The 20731-nt window shown below is 65.4% G+C and carries 23 protein-coding genes and 1 pseudogene; 16 read left to right on the top strand and 8 right to left on the bottom strand.

Features of this window, described 5'->3' with window-relative positions:
* Nucleotides 1–37: 37 nt before the first annotated feature.
* From VN047_RS01170 to VN047_RS01145, 6 genes and pseudogenes are all read left to right on the top strand, one after another.
* A pseudogene (locus VN047_RS01170) lies at nt 38–667 on the top strand (alanine dehydrogenase); the annotation flags it as partial.
* 22 nt (nt 668–689) lie between these two features.
* On the top strand, nt 690–923 hold the full coding sequence (locus tag VN047_RS01165; protein ID WP_325539184.1) for a hypothetical protein: 234 nt from the start codon (nt 690–692) through the stop codon (nt 921–923).
* 397 nt (nt 924–1320) lie between these two features.
* On the top strand, nt 1321–1851 hold the full coding sequence (locus VN047_RS01160) for a hypothetical protein (protein ID WP_325539182.1): 531 nt from the start codon (nt 1321–1323) through the stop codon (nt 1849–1851).
* Between the two features lie 185 nt (nt 1852–2036).
* Complete coding sequence (locus tag VN047_RS01155; protein ID WP_325539180.1) at nt 2037–2561, top strand: hypothetical protein; 525 nt, start codon at nt 2037–2039, stop codon at nt 2559–2561.
* Nucleotides 2562–2715: 154 nt separating this feature from the next.
* Complete coding sequence (gene parC / locus VN047_RS01150) at nt 2716–5019, top strand: DNA topoisomerase IV subunit A (protein WP_325539178.1); 2304 nt, start codon at nt 2716–2718, stop codon at nt 5017–5019.
* Nucleotides 5020–5108: 89 nt separating this feature from the next.
* Nucleotides 5109–6791 carry a putative bifunctional diguanylate cyclase/phosphodiesterase gene (locus VN047_RS01145; RefSeq protein ID WP_325539176.1) on the top strand — a complete coding sequence of 561 codons (1683 nt, stop codon included), beginning with the start codon at nt 5109–5111 and terminating at the stop codon, nt 6789–6791.
* Here VN047_RS01145 and VN047_RS01140 read toward each other — a convergent pair.
* From VN047_RS01140 to VN047_RS01125, 4 genes are all read right to left on the bottom strand, one after another.
* Nucleotides 6764–7972 carry a CCA tRNA nucleotidyltransferase gene (locus VN047_RS01140; RefSeq protein WP_325539174.1) on the bottom strand — a complete coding sequence of 403 codons (1209 nt, stop codon included), beginning with the start codon at nt 7970–7972 and terminating at the stop codon, nt 6764–6766. The two genes, VN047_RS01145 and VN047_RS01140, sit on opposite strands and share 28 nt — an antisense overlap.
* Nucleotides 7969–8553, bottom strand: coding sequence for a CoA pyrophosphatase (locus VN047_RS01135; RefSeq protein ID WP_325539172.1), 585 nt, complete (start codon nt 8551–8553; stop codon nt 7969–7971). Before VN047_RS01135 ends, VN047_RS01140 begins: the two co-directional genes overlap by 4 nt.
* Entirely contained in the window at nt 8553–9137 is a 585-nt protein-coding gene (locus VN047_RS01130; protein WP_325539170.1) for a DUF1285 domain-containing protein, read from the bottom strand. Before VN047_RS01130 ends, VN047_RS01135 begins: the two co-directional genes overlap by 1 nt.
* Before the next feature lie 72 nt (nt 9138–9209).
* On the bottom strand, nt 9210–9713 hold the full coding sequence (locus VN047_RS01125; protein ID WP_325539168.1) for an N-acetyltransferase: 504 nt from the start codon (nt 9711–9713) through the stop codon (nt 9210–9212).
* Nucleotides 9714–9803: 90 nt separating this feature from the next.
* Here VN047_RS01125 and VN047_RS01120 point away from each other — a divergent pair, with 90 nt between their 5' ends.
* A complete protein-coding gene (locus VN047_RS01120) occupies nt 9804–10175 on the top strand; it encodes a dihydroneopterin aldolase (protein ID WP_325539166.1) in 372 nt (123 codons plus the stop codon).
* Nucleotides 10172–10933, top strand: coding sequence for an SDR family oxidoreductase (locus tag VN047_RS01115; RefSeq protein WP_325539164.1), 762 nt, complete (start codon nt 10172–10174; stop codon nt 10931–10933). The genes VN047_RS01120 and VN047_RS01115 overlap by 4 nt, the downstream gene beginning before the upstream one ends.
* 1 nt (nt 10934) lies before the next feature.
* Here VN047_RS01115 and VN047_RS01110 read toward each other — a convergent pair whose 3' ends face one another.
* Both VN047_RS01110 and VN047_RS01105 read right to left on the bottom strand, forming a co-directional pair.
* A complete protein-coding gene (locus VN047_RS01110) occupies nt 10935–12368 on the bottom strand; it encodes an NAD-dependent succinate-semialdehyde dehydrogenase (RefSeq protein WP_325539162.1) in 1434 nt (477 codons plus the stop codon).
* Nucleotides 12369–12416: 48 nt separating this feature from the next.
* Nucleotides 12417–13016 carry a TIGR02466 family protein gene (locus VN047_RS01105; RefSeq protein ID WP_325539160.1) on the bottom strand — a complete coding sequence of 200 codons (600 nt, stop codon included), beginning with the start codon at nt 13014–13016 and terminating at the stop codon, nt 12417–12419.
* Between the two features lie 45 nt (nt 13017–13061).
* Between VN047_RS01105 and VN047_RS01100 the strand changes: the two genes are divergently transcribed.
* Both VN047_RS01100 and VN047_RS01095 read left to right on the top strand, forming a co-directional pair.
* Nucleotides 13062–13982 carry an SMP-30/gluconolactonase/LRE family protein gene (locus VN047_RS01100; protein ID WP_325539158.1) on the top strand — a complete coding sequence of 307 codons (921 nt, stop codon included), beginning with the start codon at nt 13062–13064 and terminating at the stop codon, nt 13980–13982.
* A gap of 10 nt (nt 13983–13992) precedes the next feature.
* Nucleotides 13993–14682 carry a VIT family protein gene (locus VN047_RS01095; protein WP_325539156.1) on the top strand — a complete coding sequence of 230 codons (690 nt, stop codon included), beginning with the start codon at nt 13993–13995 and terminating at the stop codon, nt 14680–14682.
* Here the strand turns inward: VN047_RS01095 and VN047_RS01090 are convergent.
* Nucleotides 14679–15062 carry a DUF488 domain-containing protein gene (locus VN047_RS01090; protein WP_325539154.1) on the bottom strand — a complete coding sequence of 128 codons (384 nt, stop codon included), beginning with the start codon at nt 15060–15062 and terminating at the stop codon, nt 14679–14681. The two genes, VN047_RS01095 and VN047_RS01090, sit on opposite strands and share 4 nt — an antisense overlap.
* A 57-nt stretch (nt 15063–15119) precedes the next feature.
* On the opposite strand from VN047_RS01090, the gene VN047_RS01085 reads away from it, so the two are divergent.
* From VN047_RS01085 to sdhA, 6 genes are all read left to right on the top strand, one after another.
* A complete protein-coding gene (locus VN047_RS01085) occupies nt 15120–16226 on the top strand; it encodes a DUF2855 family protein (protein WP_325539152.1) in 1107 nt (368 codons plus the stop codon).
* Between the two features lie 47 nt (nt 16227–16273).
* A complete protein-coding gene (locus tag VN047_RS01080) occupies nt 16274–16678 on the top strand; it encodes a hypothetical protein (RefSeq protein WP_325539150.1) in 405 nt (134 codons plus the stop codon).
* Nucleotides 16679–16694: 16 nt separating this feature from the next.
* Complete coding sequence (locus VN047_RS01075; protein ID WP_325539148.1) at nt 16695–17354, top strand: HAD-IA family hydrolase; 660 nt, start codon at nt 16695–16697, stop codon at nt 17352–17354.
* Nucleotides 17355–17575: 221 nt separating this feature from the next.
* The gene (gene sdhC, locus VN047_RS01070; RefSeq protein ID WP_325539146.1) at nt 17576–18019 is read left to right on the top strand and encodes a succinate dehydrogenase, cytochrome b556 subunit; all 444 of its coding nucleotides are present in this window, start codon (nt 17576–17578) and stop codon (nt 18017–18019) included.
* On the top strand, nt 18012–18419 hold the full coding sequence (sdhD, locus tag VN047_RS01065) for a succinate dehydrogenase, hydrophobic membrane anchor protein (protein WP_325539144.1): 408 nt from the start codon (nt 18012–18014) through the stop codon (nt 18417–18419). The genes sdhC and sdhD overlap by 8 nt, the downstream gene beginning before the upstream one ends.
* 1 nt (nt 18420) lies before the next feature.
* Nucleotides 18421–20223, top strand: a complete 1803-nt coding sequence (gene sdhA / locus VN047_RS01060) for a succinate dehydrogenase flavoprotein subunit (RefSeq protein WP_325539142.1) — start codon at nt 18421–18423, stop codon at nt 20221–20223.
* Nucleotides 20224–20259: 36 nt separating this feature from the next.
* On the opposite strand, the gene VN047_RS01055 is transcribed toward sdhA, so the two are convergent.
* Nucleotides 20260–20553 (bottom strand): hypothetical protein, encoded by a 294-nt coding sequence (locus VN047_RS01055; protein WP_325539140.1) that lies wholly within the window; start codon nt 20551–20553, stop codon nt 20260–20262.
* Nucleotides 20554–20731 lie beyond the last annotated feature (178 nt).

Here is a 20731-nt window from a genome sequence, read left to right as displayed (position 1 = left end):
GTGCGGCAGGGTGACGTTGTTGAGCGCATAGGTGCTGGTGCGCGCGACCGCGCCGGGCAAGGTCTGCGTGATCGGCGGCGGCGTCGTCGGTTTCAACGCGGCGCAGATGGCGGCGGGCCTCGGCGCCGACGTCACCATTCTCGACCGCGACCCCGAAGTGCTCGAACGCGTCGGCACCTTCTTCGAGGCGCGTGCCAAAACGCGCTTTTCGAACCGTGCGAACCTCGCCGAATGCGTCGCCGAGGCTGACCTCGTCATCGGCGCGGTCCTGATCCCCGGTGCCGAGGCGCCGAAGCTCGTGACGCGCGAGATGCTCGGCACGATGCGCCCGGGTTCGGTGCTCGTCGACGTCGCGATCGACCAGGGGGGCTGCTTCGAAACCAGCCACGCCACGACACACGCCGACCCGACCTATGTCGTTGACGGAATCGTCCATTATGCGGTCGCGAACATGCCGGGTGCGGTCGCGCGCACCAGCACCTATGCGCTCAACAACGTCACCCTGCCGCATGCGCTCCGCATCGCCGACCTTGGCTGGAAAGAAGCTTTGCGACGTGACGTGCATCTTGCGCAGGGTTTGAACGTTTGGAATGGTAAGGTGACGTTCGAAGCCGTAGCGGAAGCGCTCGGAACCGATTATGTGCCTGTCGATCAGGCGCTCGCCTGACAAAAAGGACGAATGAGAGACGATGACCGACCAATTGCAGCCTCCCCCGCCCGAAGAGGAAGAAGAAAACGAAGTGCTGCGCGCCGCGCGCGAACGCCAGCAGCAGCGCGAAGCTGCCGAGGCGACAGAGGCTGCCGACAAGGATGCGGCGAAGGCCAAGCGCGGATGGAAAACCGCGGCAGCCGCGGGCCTCGGCATCGGTTCGGCCGCGGTGATCGCCGCGTTGCTTTACGCCAACCGCGGCAAGATCAAGTAACGCATTTCCTGCGTGCTGATAGCGCGGTTGAAAAAATGCCTCATCCGGGATTCGGAGGGCGGTCGCGTGCCGTCCCTTTTTCTGGGCGAAGGCCCGCTTTTGCGGGGAAGCGGGAGTTGGCTCATCCCCACTTCCGTCACCCTCGACTTGATCCGGCTTGAGGCCCAATCCGCTCTTGCGTCTTGAAAAGCGGGATGGCGGGTCAAGCCCGGGATGACGAGCGTCGGAAGCAATGACCGCCACCCCGCAGCAGTCATTTTCGGTCGATCCGGACACCAACCACCGCAATCGTCTCGTCGCTTGCGGGCACCGGTTCAGCGGCGCGAAAGCATCGCGCGCGCAGGAATGCGATATTGAGGGCGGACCGTCCGGGCCCGCCCCAGGGGAGTTTTCCTCGATGCGTAAATTCATGAGCCTTGCTGCCGCCGCGGCGGTGGTCGTCACCTCGATCGGTCTCGGCACCGTTCCCGCCGAAGCGCGCGGGCGCCATGGCGGCTGGGGCTATCGCCACCACGACCGGATCAGCACCGGCGACGTGCTCGGCGGGCTGCTTGTCATCGGCGCGATCGCCGCAATTGCGAGTTCGGTGGGCAAGAACAAGCGCGAGCAGGCCCCGGACTACCGCTACGACCCGCCGTACCGTGACGACAACCAGCAGGAGGTGCCGCGCTACGAGCCCGATACGCAAAATGACGCCACCGCCGGTCCCTATGGGCGTGGCGAGGCTGAATCCCGCGCCGCCGACGCGTGCAGCTGGGCGGTCGAAGGTGAAATGGGCGAGGATGCGCGCGTCGACAGCATCACCGATACGCAGCCCAACAACGGCGGCTGGTATGTCACCGGCACGGCCTCTCGCCTCGGCGGCGAGGTACGGAGCTTTGGCTGCAGCTACCGCAACGGCCGTGTCGTCGACGTCAATTTCGGCTAACGATCTTCACCAACACAAAAGGGGCCCTCGCTTTGCGGCGACGGGCCCTTTTCCTTTATGAACATCAGCAAAACCAAGGCTGAACCCCAGATAAGCGGCGAGTTCAGCGCCGCGTCACCGCTGTCCCGGTAAACCATCCTCAACAGGCCGCGACATGCCGCCTGCGCTTTTGAGGAGACCGAACCATGGCTATCAAGACCAACCTGACCAAGGCCGCAATTGGTGCGGCCACCGCCAGCGCCATGCTGATGAGCGCCGCCCCCGCCGCAGCGCGCGACCGGTACGACCGCGACGGCATCGGCGCGGGCGAAATCATCGCCGGCGCCGTCGTGCTCGGGGGCCTCGCGGCGATCCTGTCGAGCGGCGGCGACGACCGATACGACCGGTATGACGACCGCAATCGCGGCCGGTATGACGATGCGCGCTACGGTTATGGCTATGACTATGGCCGCTATGGCAACAGCCGCAGCGCGGTCAGCCAGTGCGTAAACGCCGTCGAGCGCGGCAGCCGCCGCTATGGCCGTACCGACGTCACCGAAGTGACGAGCATCGACCGCAAGCGCGACGGCTACAAGGTCAAGGGCCGCGTCATTGTGCGCGACGGCTACGGCGGTCGCTGGGGCCGCGGCGGCTCTTACGACAAGGGCAAGTTCAGCTGCGACGTGCGCTATGGCCGTGTTCAGGACGTCAGGTTCTCGGGCCTTCGTTAACAGGCAGCACAAAGCCACTTCAGCCCGCCCATGCCTCGGCATGCGGCGGGCTTCTTTTCTTCCGGAGCACCCGGTTCGGGTTTTCGGATACCGGCGAGCAGATTGATGCTTCGCCTTTGCCTTGGCGCGCCAGCCTTGCTATCGGCTCGGAACAATGGCGACCACGAACGACGATCCCGACAATAACGAACCCGTCCCAGGCATGATCGATACCCCGTTCGACAGCGCGCTGTCCGAACGCTATCTTGTCTATGCGCTGTCGACGATCACCGCGCGTTCGCTGCCCGACCTTCGCGATGGATTGAAGCCCGTTCACCGCCGCCTGCTGTGGGCGATGCGCGCGATGCGGCTCGATCCGAGCCAGGGCTACAAGAAGTCCGCTCGCGTCGTCGGCGATGTGATCGGCAAATTCCACCCGCACGGCGACACCGCGGTCTATGATGCGATGGTCCGCCTCGCGCAGGATTTCTCGCTCCGCTACCCGCTCGTCGACGGTCAGGGCAATTTCGGCAACATCGACGGCGATAATGCCGCGGCCTATCGTTACACCGAGGCACGGCTGACGCGCGTCGCGATCGACCTGATGCAGGGGCTCGACGAGGGCACGGTCGATTTCCGCCCGACCTATAATGGCGAGGATGAAGAGCCCGAGATTATGCCGGGGCTTTTCCCGAACCTCCTCGCCAATGGCGCGAGCGGGATCGCGGTCGGCATGGCCACGAACATCCCGCCGCACAATGCCGCCGAGGTGATCGGCGCCGCGCTGCTGCTGATCGAGAACCAGAACGCCGAGCTGTCGGAACTGCTCGAGCATGTGAAGGGCCCCGATTTCCCGACGGGCGGCATCGTCGTCGACAGCGCCGAGACGATCGCCCACGCCTATGAAACGGGACGCGGCGGTTTTCGCGTCCGCGCACGCTTCTCGACCGGCAAGGCTGCCGACGGCGGTTGGGAAGAGAGCGGTATCGAAAAATTGTCGGGCGGCACCTGGCAGCTCGTGATCAGCGAAATCCCTTACGGGGTCGCCAAGGGCAAGCTGATCGAGCAGATCGCGCAGCTGATCGCCGACAAGAAATTGCCGATCCTCGAGGACGTCCGCGACGAGAGCGCCGAGGATCTGCGCATCGTGCTCGAACCCAAGAGCCGCAACGTCGACCCCGACGTCCTCAAGGAAAGCCTGTTCCGGCTGACCGACCTCGAAAGCCGCTTCGCGCTCAACCTCAATGTCCTCGACGCGACGCGCACGCCGAAGGTGATGGGGCTGAAACAGCTGCTCACCGAATGGCTGCAGCACCAGATCATCGTCCTCGTCCGCCGCGCGCAGCACCGGATCGCGAAGATCGACGACCGGCTCGAGCTGGTCGCGGGTTACATCATTGCCTTCCTCAATCTCGACCGGATCATCGAGATCATCCGTACCGAGGACGAGCCCAAGCCGGTGATGATCGAAGAGTTCATCCTGACCGACCGGCAGGCCGAAGCGATCCTCAACATGCGTCTGCGCAGCCTGCGCCGCCTCGAGGAAATGGAGCTGAAACGCGAACAGGCTGACCTGACAGCCGAACGCGAGGAACTCGCCAAGCTTGTCGAAAGCCCGGCGCGGCAGAAGACGCGGCTGCGCAAGGACCTTGAGAAACTGCGCGACGTTTACGGCCTCGACACCTTGCTCGGCGCGCGCCGCACGACGATCGCCGAGGCGGCCCCGGCGCGCGAGATCCCGCTCGACGCGATGATCGAGAAGGAACCGGTGACGGTCATCCTTTCGAAACGCGGCTGGATTCGCGCCCAGCGCGGCCATGTCGCGGCAGATCAATGGGCCGAGTTCAAATTCAAGGAAGGCGACGAACTGCTGTTCGCCGCGCACGCGCAGACGACCGACAAGCTGCTGGTCGCGGCGAGCGACGGACGCTTCTTTACCGTCGGTGCCGACAAGCTGCCCGGCGGGCGCGGATTCGGCGAGCCGCTGCGCCTGATGGTCGATATCGATCCCGAGGCGCGGATCGTCGCGATGATCCCCGCGACCGCCGAAGGCCGGCTATTGCTCGCCGCGACCAGCGGCCACGGTTTCGTCGCGCAGATGAGCGACGTGATCGCTGAAACGCGCAAGGGACGGAACGTTGTCAATCTGAAACCCAAGGCGCAGTTGGCGGTGGTTCGACAGATCGCATCGTCCGACGACAGCGTCGCCGCAGTCGGCGAGAACCGCAAGCTCGTCGTCTTTCCGCTTGCCGAGGTGCCGGTGATGGCCCGCGGCCAGGGCGTGATGCTGCAGCGCTATCGCGATGGCGGGCTGTCCGACGCGGTGAGCTTTGCCTTTGCCGACGGCCTGAGCTGGGCCATGGGCGGCGACACCGGCCGGACGCGTACCGAAACCGACCTCGTCCCCTGGCGCGTCGCGCGCGGTGCCGCGGGCCGGATGCCGCCGACAGGCTTTCCGCGCAACAATCGCTTCGGCTGAACGTATTTTCATGTTGCCGTAAATAGCTTCTTTACTCCCGCCCAACTAGGCAAAGGCCAATGGGGAAAGGTCGCTTAAAACCCGCTGTTATGCCTATTGATAGAACCGGTGATGACCGGCCCTCGCTGTTCGTCGGATGGATCGACGCTTTGCCGGTCCCGGCGGCGCTTATCCGTCCGCTCGGTCGCGGCAATTTTCGCCTGCACGCCAGCAATGCGGCTTTCGACCGGCTGAAGCTCTCTCCCGCCGGGGTCGATGCCCCGATCGAACTGCTGCGCGCGATCGAACGCGCGGCGCAATATCCCGATGAAAGCCAGGAATTTTCCTGCCAGCTGGGTGAAGGCCCGGCGGCACGTGACCTGCGCGGATCGATCGGCCCGCTGCCGACCGAATCGGGCGACGACGGGCTGTTCCTGCTGACGCTGATAGATCGCACCCAGGAAATGATGACCGAGCGCAATCTGCGCCGCGAACTGGTGTCGGACAGCCTGACCGGCCTTCCCAATCGCGCCGGGTTCGAGGAACTGGTCGAACAGCGCGGCGTGACCGACGGCGTGGGCGCCGATCATGCAATCCTGCTGCTCGATCTCGCCCGCTTTTCACGCATCAACGAACATATCGGGCCAATGGCGGGCGACGAACTGATCATCACTGTGGCACGGCGGCTCAAATCGAGCCTGCGCAGCGGCGACATACTTGCGCGCACCGGCGGCGACGAATTCGCAATTTCCTCGCGCATCGCGGGCGGGCGCGCCGATGTTCGTGAAATGGCGCGGCGCATCCGCGGCTGCTTCGACCATCCCTTCCGCATCGGCGAACTCAAGGTCAGCGTCGACTGCGCGCTAGGCTGCGCGATCCAGCCGGCAGCTGACACCGATGTCGCCGATCAGATCCGGCACGCGCAGATCGCGCTCAAGCGCGCGAAGCAGACCGACCGCATCGAAATCTATGAACCCGAAGCCGCGATGCTCTCCGACAACCGCTTCGGCCTCGAGACCGAACTCCGCAACGCGATCGAGGAAGATCGGCTTCACCTTGCCTTCCAGCCGCTGATCGAGCTGTCGAGCGGCCGCGTTGCCGGGTTCGAGGCGCTCGCGCGCTGGGACAACAGCAGCGGCCATTCGGTTTCGCCGACCGAATTCATCCCGATCGCGGAGGATTCGGGCCTGATCGTTCCGCTCGGCCAGTGGGCGATCGGCAAGGCGGCGGCAGTGCTCGCCGACTGGGACCGGCAGAATGGCGGCAACATCGTCGACTGTTATTTCTCGGTCAACGTCTCGGCGATCCAGCTCGTCCGCGACGATATTGCGGCGGTCGTCCGCCAGGCGCTCGATAGCCAGAAAATCGGCGGCGAACGGCTGATGATCGAACTGACCGAAAGCGCGATCATCGGCGACCCCGACCTTGCGCTGTCGGTGCTCAGCGAATTGAAGGCGCTCGACGCGCGCATCGCGATGGACGATTTCGGAACGGGTTATTCGAACCTCGCCTATCTCCAGCGCCTGCCGATCGACGTGCTCAAGATCGACCGCAGCTTCGTCGAGCATATGGTCGACGACCGCGACAAGGTGGCGATCGTCCGCACGATCCAGAGCCTTGCCGAAGTGCTGGGGATGCGCACGACGGCGGAGGGAGTCGAGACCGCCGACCAGGCACGGTTGCTCTCGGCGCTTGGATGCGATTTCGGGCAAGGTTTCCTGTTCGCGCGGCCGATGGATGGCGCCGCGGCGCTCGACTATTGGCGTCAGTCGCTCGCGCGGCCGATCTTCTGATCGACAAGCCCGGCAACTCTGGAGGCGCCGGGAAAATCCTCCGCCACCCAATCGGCTTCGACCGCCTTCAGGATGCGCGCGACCTCGGGCCCCGCCGCAATCCCGCGCGCGACAATGTCGCCCCCTTTCAGCGGCAATTGGGGGACGGTCCAGCCCGACAGGGTTCGGACGGCAGCGGGCGCCGACGCCGGATCGCCCGCGAGAAGATGCACGTCACGCGCCGCGTCGATCCCGATCGCATATGCAAGCTGCCGCGCCGGCCGCGCGATGTCGGACCGGCGCCCGCCGATTGCCGCGAGATGCTTTCGCTGCCGCGTCGAGAGCCGCAACCGGCTCGCCACCTGCTCGGCGATCGCTGCATCGGCGGGGAGCAGCGCTGACAGGCGGCGCAGCGGTTCGGGCTCGGCACCCGCGGCCTGCTCGTTCAGAACAAGCTGGTCGAACGCCGCGGCGAATTGGGGTTCCATTTCGGGCAACAATACTGCGAAGATGCCGTCCACCGCCATCTGGCCAGCTATGTCGCGCGGATCGGGCAGCGACAATATCTTGAGCAGTTCGTCGGCGATCCGCTCGCGCGACAGGCTTTTCAACGAGTTGCGCGCGCTCACCACCGCGGCGTGACTGACGGGGTCGAGCTCGCCGCGCCCGAAACGCGCCGCGAAGCGATAGAAGCGCAGAATCCGTAAATGATCCTCGGCGATCCGCGCCGCCGCATCGCCGATGAACGCCACGCGCCCGGCTTCCAGATCGGCAAGACCCCCGAACCAGTCGTCGACCGTGCCGGTATCGGGATCGGCGTAAAGCGCGTTGATCGTGAAGTCGCGCCGCGCCGCATCGTCGCGCCAGTCGCCGGCGAAGGCGATCGTCGCGCGGCGTCCGTCGGTTTCGACATCGCGGCGCAACGTCGTGATCTCGTGATGATCGCCGCTCGCGATCGCGGTGACGGTGCCATGGGCGATACCGGTCGGGATCACCTTGATGTCCGCCGCTTCCAGCCGCCGCATCACTTCCTGCGGCACGAGCGGCGTCGCAAGATCGATGTCGGAGACCGGGAGGCCGAGCAAGGTATCGCGTACCGCGCCGCCCACGATCTTCACCGCGCCGCCATTCGCGCCGAGCGCCGCAACAATACGCTGCAGCCCGGGCCGGCTCCGCCATTCGGCATCGGGCAGCGCCGTCACCGGTGCCACCCCGCCGGCAGACGCCGCGCCAGATTGATGATGATTCCTGCCGTCACGCCCCAGATCCGCCGTCCCTGCCAGTCCATGTCATAATAATGGCGGTCATGCCCCTGCCAATTCGCATGCTGGCGCGCATAATTGTCGGGGTCGAACAGGATGTCGAGCGGCACTTCGAACCAGTCGTCGACCTCGTCAGGATTGGGATCGAAGCGCAAATCGGGCGGGATGACCCCCAGAACCGGGGTGATGATATAGCCGCTGCCCGAACGGTACGGCTCGGTCGCGCCCGCGACCATCACGTCGCGGCGATCAAGTCCGATCTCTTCTTCTGCCTCGCGGAGCGCGGCGTCCACCGCATCGCGATCACCCGGATCGATCTTGCCGCCGGGAAAGGCGACCTGCCCCGCGTGGCTGCGCAGCCATTGCGGCCGCTGGGTGAGGATGACGCCGGGATCGGGCCGGTCGGTGAAGGCGATCAGCACCGCGGCATCGCGCAGGGTCGGCATGCCGAGATAGGTCTCGTCCTCGCCGGGATCGGGCAGCAGATTGTCGAGCGCCTCGCGCAATTTTTCGGACAGCATCAGGCATCCACCAGCGGGAAGCGCGCGCCATCCGACCATATCGCGGGCGGCTCGGCGCCCTCGGCCAACGCCATCTCGACGATCTCGTAATAGAGCGCGCGGTCGATCCGCGCTTCGAGGCCGCCCCCGATCGCGCCGCGGACATGCAGGCGCGGGTCGGGGTTTTCGGCATCGCCACCAAAGCTCAGCGGGTGGTCGGCGCCGGCCATGACCAGATCGTCGGTGCCGAGGCGGAAGACGAGCTTGCGCGCTTCGCCCGTACCTTCGCTCTTCATTTCGACCGCACGGAAGGGCGTATCTTCAACGGCGATCGTCAATTTTTCGGCGGGGGTGACGAGCACATGGCTCCCGTCGGGTTCGCGGCGCAGGATCGTCGAGAACAGCTTGACCATCGCCGGGCGGTTGATGCGCCCGCCTTCATGATACCAGCTCCCGTCGGCGCGAATCTCCATCGCGCTGTCACCCTCGCGTTCGGGATGCCAGCCTTCGACCGGCGGCAGCTTGCGCGCGGCGAGCAGTTCAGCCGCATCGGTCAGCGAGAGCTGCGCGAAGTCCTTGGGAAGCGATGGCGCGGGGGTTACCATCCCCCCGACATAGGCGGCGGAACATTCTGCGCAACCCCAACCCTGTCGGTCGCCCCCCAGAGGGCGATGACATTATCTTGGTCCGATCATTCCCGCGCTCGTCGGCAGACCGTGGCCGTTGACCGCCCGTGCGAGCAAGCGTCGGCGTTCGAAGGGCCCCGGCAAATCCCACGCGCCCGTCATACCGGCGTCAAAGCCGAAAAAGCGACCATAATATTCCGGATCGCCGATCATCATCAGGGCGCTGTCGGCACCGGTTTCCGCAGCATCCAGCATGCGCGCCATCAGCGCACGGCCGTGCCCGCCGCGCTGGACGTCGGGACGCACCGCGACGGGGCCGACCATCACGAGCGGCGTCGCGGTGCCGTCCGCCGCGCGGTGCGCGACCGGCCAGCACTGGATCGTGCCGATCAGAACGTCATCCTCGACCGCTGCGAAGCTCAACGCCGGCACCGCATCCACGCCCGCGCGGATGCGATAGGCGGTTCGTCCAAAGCGATCCGTTCCGAAAGCGAGGTCGAGGAGATCCTCGACCGCCTGCGGCTCGATATTCGACAATGGAAGTAACTCGACCAACGCTTGCCCTTTCGCTAATGCGGCGGCGCTTTAGGGACCGGGGCCGGCGTTGCAAAGCTGAATGTCGCCCCCGACGGACAGGAATTTCTTGTGACCGATACATTGTGGCTGGAAGTGAACGGGCTGACCGCCCAGGTGCTGACCGGCATCTATTCCGAAGAAACGCACCTGCCGCAGCCGCTCCGCATCTCGGTGCGCGCAAAGCTGGGCATGGCCGATCATTATGATCCGACGACGCCGCTCAGCCGCTCGAAAAATTACATGCACCTCAAATTCGCGGCGACCGAGGGCATCCCCAAGGACGTGCATTTCGTGCTGATCGAAAGCGTCGCCGACCATATCATCGACACTTTGTTCCTTCAGGACGACAAGGTGGAGGAGGTCGAGGTGAAGATCGTCAAGCTCGCGATCGCCGAGGAAGGCGAAGAGATCGGCATCACGATGCGGCGGGTGAGAAAGTGACGCAAAAGCTCGCTCTCGTTACGGGCGGGCTCCACCGCGTCGGCGCCGCGATTTCGGCGCGGCTCGCGCGCGAGGGCTATGCGCTGGCGATCCACAAGCGCAGCCCCGGCGACGCCGATCCGGTGCTGGCGGAGGCGCTCGCCGAAACAGGCGCGCGAAGCCATCGCTTCGCGGCCGACCTCGCCGATCCGGCGGCGGTCGACGCGCTGTTGCCCGCGGTGATCGAGAAATTCGGTCGCGCGCCCGATCTGCTCGTCAACAATGCCGCGCTGTTTGCCGAGGGCGAGTGGGCCGACCTGTCATCCGCCGCGCTGACCGGGATGATGCAGGTCAATCATCATGCGCCGGTGATGCTGGCGAAAGCCCTTGTCGCGGCGAGCGAAGACAAGCGCCCGGCGATCGTCAACATCGTCGACCAGCGCGTCGTCCATCCGGTGCCCGACCAGATCGCCTACAGCCTGTCGAAATCGGCGCTGTGGCAGGCGACGGCGACGCTTGCGGTGGCGTTCGGGAACCGCGCCCGGATCAACGCCGTCGCGCCCGGGCTGACGATGGCGACCGAGGATTATTCGGTGGCGCAGGTCGAACGGCTGGCGAAGCTTATGCCGCTGGGCGCGCTGCCGACACCGGCGCAGATCGCCGACGCGGTCGTCTATCTCGCGCGCGCCGAGGCGGTCACAGGACAGACGATCTTCGTCGACGGCGGCGCGCATCTGGCGCCGATGGTGCGCGATTTCGTGGCGCTGGAACGCGACTAGCTCAGTAGATGTGCACCGCCTTGGTGACGAGATAGCCGTCGAGCCCCTCGGGGCCGCTCTCGCTGCCGAAGCCCGATTCCTTGATCCCTCCAAAGGGCATGTCGTTCGCCGAGATCACGAAGCTGTTGATCCCGACCATCCCGCTTTCGATCCCGTCGGCGATGCGGTTGATGCGGCGACCATTCTCGGTAAACGCGAACGCGGCGAGGCCATAAGGCAGGCGGTTGGCCTGTTCGAGGGCCTCGTCTTCGGTTCCGAACGGACGGATCAGCGCCATCGGGCCGAAGGGCTCATTGTTCATCGCATCGGCGTCGAGCGGCACGTCAGCAAGCGCGGTCGGCTGGAAGAAATAGCCCTTGCCGGTCGGTGCACCGCCCGCGATCACACGCGCGCCCTTCGCGGTCGCATCGGCGATCATCGCTTCGAGCGCGGGCGCGCGGCGTGCGTTCGCGAGCGGGCCCATCTGCGTATCGGCGTCGAGCCCGCTGCCGATCTTCACCTTCTTCGTGCGCTCGGCGAAGCCCGCGACGAAGGCGTCGTAAATGCCCTCCTGCACATAGAAACGCGTCGGCGACACGCAGACCTGCCCTGCGTTGCGGAACTTCTGCATCACGACGCGGTCGAGCGTCGCCTCGAGGTCGCAATCATCGAAGATCAGCACCGGCGCATGGCCGCCAAGTTCCATCGTGATGCGCTGGACGCGATCGGCGGCGAGCTTCATCAGATGCTTGCCGACCGCGGTCGAGCCGGTGAAGCTGACCTTGCGGATCACTTCGCTGCCAAGCAGGTGACGGCTGATCATGTCGGGATTGCCGTAGACGAGCTGGACGACGTCGCCGGGAATGCCCGCATCGGCGAGGCAGCGCATGATCGCGCTGGTGCAGCCCGGCGTTTCCTCGGGCGCCTTCGCGATCACGACACAGCCCGCGGCGAGCGCAGGGGCAATCTTCTTGACCATCAGATTGACCGGGAAGTTCCACGGGCTGAAGGCCGCGACCGGGCCGACCGGCTGGCGCAACACCATCGCGCGCTGGCCTGCCGGGCGCGGCGCGATGCGGCCCGAGATACGCTTCCCTTCCTCGGCGAAATATTCGAGCAGCGACGAGGCCGACAGCACCTCGCCGCGCGCCTCGGCGATCGGCTTTCCCTGTTCGAGCGTCAGCAGCGTGGCGATGTGGTCGACGCGCTCGCGGATGATCCCCGCGGCCTTGCGCATCAGCGTCGCGCGCTCGTCGGGAGTCCTGGCGCGCCACACCGGCCAGCCGCGCGCCGCGGCTGCCAACGCCTCGTCAAGATCGGCCGTCGTCGCGACCGGCAATTCGGCGATCGTTCCCGCGGTCGCGGGATTATAGACCGGCCGCGCCTCGCGCCCTTCGCCGCTCCGCCATGCGCCATTGATGAAAAGCTGGAGGTCGGCGTCGTAGGTCGCGGTCATGGATGGTCCTTTGTCAAGGAATGGGGGACGACGGCGATATAGGAAGCGTCAGCGATAGTTAAAGCTGATGCTGATCCGTTCGCCCTTGCCCGAATGCGGCATCACCTCGTGGCGCAGCCAGCTCTCCCACAGGAAGACGCGGCCGGCAGCGGGTTCGGCATAGACGAAGGGCAGCAGTTGTTCGGGCGCGTCGTCGGTACGGCCCGGCGCCGCCATCAGCATCGCGAGCCGCGGATCTTCGAGCTTGAGCGCGCCCGATCCCGGCGGGACGGCGACATAGAAGGTTCCCGACACGATGCTGTGCGGATGGATATGCCCGCTGTGCGTGCCGCCGGGCTTCAATATGTTGACCCAAAGGCTGTCGAGCCTCAGCGGTTTGGCGAGGTCGAAATGGCAGGCTTTGGCAAAGGCCTTCACTTCCTTGTCGAGCAGGCGCTTCAGGTCGTAAAATGCCGGATCGCGTTCAGGCAAATCGCCGAGGCTCGCGTAGCTGGTGTAGCCCTTGTAACCATGCTCGCGGCTCCAGCGCCGGCCCGCGCCATCCTCTTCGGCAAACAGGCGGCTGCTTTCCTCCAGCTCTTCGAGCAGGTCGGGCGTGCCGATGTCGGCCTCGTAGAAATTGGTGGCGAAGAGCGTGCGAACGGGCATGATGGCCGCAAAGCACAGCGAACGAACAAGAGCAAGGGAGAGGATATGGCCGAGTTTGAACTGATCGCCGACGGATTGCGCTTTCCCGAAGCGCCGGTCGTGATGGACGACGGCAGCGTCATCGTCGTCGAGATCGAAGCGAAGCGCATCACGCGCTGCTGGCCCGGCGGGAGGAAAGAGGTCATCGCGACGCCCGGCGGCGGCCCCAACGGCCTCGCGATCGGCCCCGACGGCAAGCTCTATTGCTGCAACAACGGGGGATTCGAATATGTCGAGGCGAACGGCCTGCTCGCACCACACGGCATCGCGCAGGATTATTCGGGCGGGCGGATCGAGCGCATCGATATCGAGACAGGCGCGGTCGAGGTACTGTACAGGAGCGGCGATCATGGCGTCGTGCTGCGCGGGCCGAATGACATCATGTTCGACGCGCACGGCGGCTTCTGGTTCACCGATCATGGCAAGGTCGACTATGCCGCGCGCTGCCACGACATCGTCGGCATCTTCTATGCGAGGGCCGACGGCACCTTTATCGAGGAAGTGATCTTCCCGAGCTATAATCCCAATGGCGTCGGCCTCTCGCCCGACGGCAGCAAGCTCTATGTCGCCGAAACCTATACGTGCCGCCTGACGCAGTTCAACATCGTCGCACCCGGCAAGGTCGATGACGCTGCGGGCCCCGGCGGGCCTGGTGTTCCGCTCTATCGCCCTGCGGGCTATAAATTCTTCGACAGCCTCGCGATGGAGGCGAACGGCAACATCTGCGTCGCGACCATCGGCGAGTGCGGGATCAGTGTCGTTTCGCCGCAGGGCGACCTCGTCGAGTTCGTCGCCACCGACGACGTCTTTACCACGAACATCGCTTTCGGCGGTTCCGACCGGCAGGATGCCTATCTTACCTTGTCGGGCACGGGCCGGCTCGTGAAAACGCGCTGGGCGCGTCCGGGGCTGCAACTGCAATATTGAAGGATAGCCGATGCACGAGGAAACCCACGCCGTTACGCGGATTGGCTGGCTGCGCGCCGCGATCCTCGGCGCCAACGACGGGATCGTATCGACCGCGAGCCTGATCGCGGGCGTCGCCGCAGCGGGCGCGACGCAGTCGTCGATCCTCGTCACGGGCACCGCGGGACTCGTCGCGGGCGCGATGTCGATGGCGGCCGGCGAATATGTGTCGGTAAGTTCGCAGGGCGACGCTGAAAAATCCGACGTCGAGCTCGAGAAGCGTCACCTTGCCGCCGATCCCGAGTTCGAGCTCGAAGAACTGACGCAGATTTATGAGGGGCGCGGGCTCGACCGCGCACTCGCCGAACAGGTCGCGGTGCAGCTCACCGAGCATAACGCGCTCGATACGCATCTGCGGGACGAGCTGGGCATGACCGACGCCATGGCGGCGCGGCCGGTGCAGGCGGCCGCGGCTTCGGCGGCGAGTTTCGCGATCGGGGCGGCGTTGCCGCTTGCGACGGTATTCGTCGATCAGGGTACATCGTTGCCGTGGACGGTGTCTGCCGCATCGCTGGTATTTCTCGCGGCCCTCGGCGCGCTGGGCGCGCGGGCCGGCAATGCGCCGATGCTTCGCCCTGTCGTCCGCGTGACCTTCTGGGGTGCGATGGCCATGGCCGTGACAATTGCGATCGGGTCGCTGCTCGGAACGACGGTGGGCTAGCGCCGCGCGAGCCATTCGCGGAGCGCGACGGCATTGTTCCGCTCCACGCTCTTCGCGGCGTAGAGCAGCGTCACCGGCCCCGCCTGCGCCGCGGCATCGAGCGTGAACAACGCCGCCTTCACCGCCTCGTCGCCCGCATCGAGTTCGGCGAAATAGTCGAGGCGAAACATGTCCCATGCTTCGTCCGAATCGGCCGTCTCGCCATGGAAATGCTTGCGCAGCCCGTCGCTCGGCGACAGCGGTTTCAGCCATGCGGCCAGCGCTGCCTTTTCCTTCGATACGCCGCGCGGCCACAGCCGGTCGACGAGGAAGCGCGCGCCGTCGCCGGGACCGGCCGGTTCGTGAATGCGTTTGACCGCGATTGTCAGGGGCGCCGCCATCTGTATGACTATCCGCCATCCCGCGCCCGCGGGCAAGTCCATCGGAGGGGTCCGGACATGAGCGCAAAGAGCTGGGCGATCGACATCGATCGCGACGATATCACGCAAGCCCGACTGGTTGCCGATCCTGACGCGCCGCTCGCGCCGGGGCAAATCCGCGTGCATCTCGACAGCTATGCGATGACCGCGAACAACATCACCTACGCGGTGTTCGGCAAGCCCGCCGGTCTGTTCGGAAACGACCAGGGCTATTGGGACTTCTTCGCCGAACAAGGCGCACCAGGCCGCCTTCCCGTCTGGGGTTTTGCGACGGTGACCGAAAGCGCCGCCGACGGAGCGGCGGTTGGCGACCGCTTCTATGGCTATTATCCGATGGCGGAGGATGCGGTGCTGAACGTCGGCAGGGCAGGTCCCGGCGGCTTCACCGACGTGACACCGCGGCGCACCACCTTGCCCCCCATCTACAATGCCTATCAGCGGATCGAGGCGCTGGAGGGTTATCGCGCCGCCGACCATGATTATTGGCCGGTCTTCCGCCCGCTGTTCCTGACCGGCTGGCTGATCGCCGATCAGTTCGAGGATGAGGGCGATTATGGCGCCGGGCAGATCCTGATCGCGAGCGCATCGAGCAAGACCGCGATCGGGCTGGGCTTCTCGATCAGGCGACGGCCTGAACCGAGGCCCGAAACCATAGGTCTGACCAGCGCCGCCAACGTCGATGCGCTCGCCGCACAAGGCATCTACGATCGTGTCATCAGCTACGACCAGATCATGACACTCAATGCGGCCAGCCCTGCGGCGCTCGTCGATATGGCGGGCAATGGTGCGGTGACGCGCAGCGTGCACAGTCATTTCGGTAGCCAGCTCAAGGCCTCGATCGTCGTCGGCAAATCGCATTGGGATGCGCAGCCGGACGGCGAGGGCCTGCCCGGTCCCGAGCGGCAGGGCTTCTTTGCGCCGGGTCGCAGCCAGAAGCGCATTGCCGACTGGGGCGGCGCGGCGTTCGGGCAGAAAATCGCCGAAGCCTGGCTCGCCTTCATGGACGTTGCGCCGCGGCTTGCCTCGGTCGATAAACGCAGCGGCGGCGACGCGGCGCTCGCGGCCTATCGGGAGATGCTCTCGGGACAGGCCGACCCGAAAAAAGGGATCGTGGTGGTCCCATGAGGATCGCACGGGGCAGTCCCTTTCATCGCTGCACGAAAGGACAGATCATGCTTCACACCCTGATGTTGGCCACGTCCCTTGCCCTGTCGGCGACAGCGGGAGCGGCGCTTGCCGAAACGCCGAAAACCACGCCTGCCCGCAAGGCCGACCTCGCCGACCGCGTCGCGGGCACCTACAAGGGCGATGTCGCGTCGGACGCGCGAGGGTCATCGCGGAACAATGTGACGATCACCGTCACCCGCACGGGCCCGAACAGTGTCGAAATCAGGTCCGACTATCCGCGCATCCCGACGGTTGCCATCCCGCTCGAAAAGGCCATGGACGCAATTCTCGCGGCGAGCGGACCTTATGTCTTCCTGCTCGATACGGTGCGGTCGCCCGACCGGCTCGACCTCACCATCGACGATGCGAGCTGGTCCGGCACGCGCGTCGCCTCTCCCGTCAAGAAATAAGGTTGCTATCTCCCGCATGACTTACACGACCGTTATTTTCGACTTCGGCGGCGTCATCACGGCGTCGCCGTTCGAAGCCTTCAACAAGCTCGAGGCCGAGCGCGGCCTGCCGCATGACTTCGTCCGCCGCGTCAACAGCAGCGATCCCGACGATAATGCCTGGGCGAAGTTCGAGCGCGCCGAGATCGACGCCGCGGCGTTCGATGCACTGTTCGCCGAAGAGGCCCGCGCACTGGGCCACGAGCTCGAGGGCGAAGCGGTGCTCGCCGTCATCGCGGGCGCCGTCCGCCCCGCGATGGTCGCCGCGCTCGACACGCTGAAGGAGCGCGGCTTCACCATCGCATGCATCACCAACAATGTTCCGGGCGGAAAGATGGGCGTCCGCGGCGCGGGAATGACGCGGAGCGAGGAGGCGGCGAATGAAGTTGCCGCGATTATGGCGCGTTTCGACCATGTCATCGAATCGAGCAAGGCGGGGGTGCGCAAGCCCGATCCGCGGATATACGAAATGATGTGCGAGAAGCTCGGCGTCGAACCCGCGACATGCATCTACCTCGATGATCTCGGCATCAACTGCAAACCCGCGAGCCAGCTCGGCATGCACGCGATCAAGGTCACGAGCGGCGAACAGGCGCTCGCCGACCTGTCGGCGGCGCTGGGGATGCCTCTGCCCTGACGATCGGTCAGCAAGCACGCGGAAATGACGATTTCGGGGTCGGGAGCGAATTCGTCGCCCCCTGCCAATGCGGAGCCGCGCGTCGCCACGCCCTTTGCAGGACGGACGAAGGAAGCCGAATCCCTGCGAATTAATCTCCTATGCTCCTAAGCAATTGCATATCGCGGCCGGAGGGCTTAACCGGCACCGCATCGACCGTTTAGAGTCAAGACAGGGCTGATATGGCTGGCAATGAACCGAGTGCGCGTCCGCGCTCCCCGCATCTGCAGGTTTATAAATGGGGACCGCATATGGCGGTCTCGATCCTCCATCGCGTGAGCGGTGACGGTCTCGCGATCGTCGGCGCATCGATGTTCCTCTGGTGGCTCGGGGCGCTTGCTTCCGGCCCCGACGCCTATGCGGCGTTCATCGCGTGCGTCTGGCACGATCCCGAAGCGGGCACGTTCCACCAGATCACCAACATCCTCGGCAAGGTCGTGCTGATCGGCCTGACCTGGGCCTTTTTCCAGCATCTCTTTTCGGGCCTTCGCCACTTCGTGCTCGACACGGGTGCGGGGTACGAACTCAAGGTCAACAAGACCTGGTCGACGATCGTGATCGTCGGCGCGCTCTTCGCGACGGCCGCGACCTGGCTCTACATCTTCAAGGAGGCGCTCAATGGGTAACGGAACGCGCCTCGGCCGGGTGCGCGGGCTCGGCTCGTCGCACCACGGCTCACAGCACTGGCTGCAGCAACGCCTGACCGCGCTCGGCAACATCCTGCTCGTCGGCTTTCTCTTCGTCTCGTTCCTGCGCCTGCCGATGACCGACCATGGTGCGGTTGCGCGCTGGGCCTCGAACCCGACCGTCGCGCTCGCGCTGATCCTGATGCTGGTCAGCGTCTTCTGGCACCTGCGGCTCGGCTTGCAGGTGCTGATCGAGGATTATGTCCACGGCGACGGCACGCGTCTGCTCGCGGTCGTCCTTCTGAACTTCTACGCGATCGGCGGCGCTGCCTACGGCATCTTCGCCATTGTCCGCATCGCGCTTGCGCCCGCCGCCGGGCTCGCTCCTGGGGGCATGTAAGATGACCGAAGCCTACAAGATCATCGACCATATCTATGACACCGTCGTCGTCGGCGCCGGCGGTTCGGGTCTGCGCGCCACGATGGGCAGCGCCGAGGCGGGGCTCAAGACCGCGTGCATCACCAAGGTGTTCCCGACGCGCAGCCACACCGTCGCGGCGCAGGGCGGCATCGCCGCCAGCCTCGGCAACAACTCGCCCGACCATTGGCAGTGGCACATGTACGACACCGTCAAGGGCTCCGACTGGCTCGGCGATCAGGACGCGATCGAATATATGGTGCGCGAGGCGCCGAACGCGGTCTACGAACTCGAGCACGCCGGCGTGCCGTTCAGCCGCAATCAGGACGGCACGATCTACCAGCGCCCGTTTGGCGGCCATATGCAGAATATGGGCGAAGGCCCGCCGGTACAGCGTACCTGCGCCGCGGCCGACCGTACCGGCCACGCGATGCTGCACGCGCTGTATCAGCAGTCGCTGAAATATGACGCGGACTTCTTCGTCGAATATTTCGCGCTCGACCTGATCATGGAAAATGGCGAGTGCCGCGGCGTGATCGCGCTGTGCATGGAGGACGGCAGCATCCACCGCTTCCGCAGCCAGGCGGTCGTGCTCGCAACGGGCGGTTATGGCCGCTGCTATTTCACCGCGACCTCGGCGCATACCTGCACCGGCGATGGCGGCGGCATGGTGCTGCGCGCCGGCCTGCCGCTTCAGGACATGGAATTCGTCCAGTTCCATCCGACCGGCATCTATGGCGCGGGTGTGCTGATCACCGAGGGTGCGCGCGGCGAGGGCGGGTATCTGACGAACTCCGAAGGCGAGCGTTTCATGGAACGCTATGCCCCGTCGGCGAAGGATCTGGCATCGCGCGACGTCGTGTCGCGCTCGATGGCGCTTGAAATCCGCGAAGGCCGCGGCGTCGGTCCGCACAACGACCATATCTTCCTGCACCTCGACCATATCGATCCCGCCGTACTGGCAGAGCGCCTGCCGGGGATCACCGAGAGCGGCAAGATCTTCGCGGGCGTGGATCTGACGCGCCAGCCGCTGCCGGTCGTGCCGACGGTCCACTACAATATGGGCGGCATTCCCTGTAACTATCATGGCGAAGTCGTGACGCTCGGCAAGGATGGCCCCGATACGGTCGTCCCCGGCCTGTTCGCGGTCGGCGAAGCCGCGTGCGTGTCGGTCCATGGCGCGAACCGGCTCGGCTCGAACAGCCTGATCGACCTCGTGGTCTTCGGTCGTGCGACGGGGCATCGCCTCAAGGAAATCCTGACCCCTGGCGCGGCGCAGCAGCCGTTGCCGAAGGACAGCGCCGACCTCGCGCTCGCGCGGCTCGACCATTTCCGCAATGCCAATGGCGGCTCGCCGACCGCGGAAATCCGCACCGAGATGCAGCGCGCGATGTCGCAGCACGCCGCGGTGTTCCGCACCGACGAGTTGATGGCAGAGGGCAAGGAAAAGCTCACCAGAACCTATCAGCGGATGAACGACGTCCACGTCACCGACCGCAGCCTGATCTGGAATACCGACCTCATCGAAACGCTCGAGCTCGACAATCTGATCAGTCAGGCGACGGTGACGATGCATTCGGCGTTCAACCGCAAGGAAAGCCGCGGCGCCCACGCGCACGAGGATTTCCCGAACCGCGACGACGCGACGTGGATGAAGCACACGATCGGCTGGTTCGACGGCTGGGGCGGCAAGGGTGGCGGCGTCCGCCTCGATTACCGTCCGGTCCACGAATATACGCTGTCCGACGACGTCGAATATATCAAGCCGAAGGCGCGCGTTTATTGAGGTACGGAGCTTCGGCCTGCGGCCGAAGCGTCCGGCTCATTCACCGAACAGGTCGTGGACCGGATTGACGTCGGAGAAGGGCACGTCGACCTTTTGCCCCATCGTCCACAGCTTCTGGCAGGCGATGGTGAAAAAGATCAGCGCAATGGCCCAGACGATGAACGTCTTGCGCGTCTGCCAGCGGCGTTCGGCTTCGGCGGCGGCGGCGCGTGCCTTGTAGTCGATGCCGAGTTCGCCTTCGAACTCGGCGACGAGCCGCGCGCGGCGCGTGCGCGAAATATTCGCGGTGCTCGCGTTGTTTTCGTCACCTGTCGAACGGCGAGTAGCCATCGTTTCAGCCTTGCCCCAACTAGTCCTGCCTGCTTCCTAGCGCGAAAGCCCCTGCCAATTGGTTAACCGGCGGCGTCAACCGGCTACGACGCCGATCAGCTTGATACGCGCCGCCGCGCCGCGCAGCAGCGTCAGGTCGCGGGGCGGCCGGCCGAGCGCCGCCGCCAGCAGTTTCAGC

Origin of the sequence: Sphingopyxis sp. (genome assembly GCF_035565275.1) — a bacterium.
Taxonomy (GTDB): Bacteria; Pseudomonadota; Alphaproteobacteria; order Sphingomonadales; family Sphingomonadaceae; genus Sphingopyxis.
The sequence above is the reverse complement of the archived record's forward strand: the minus strand, read 5'-3'. Positions and strand labels throughout refer to the sequence as shown.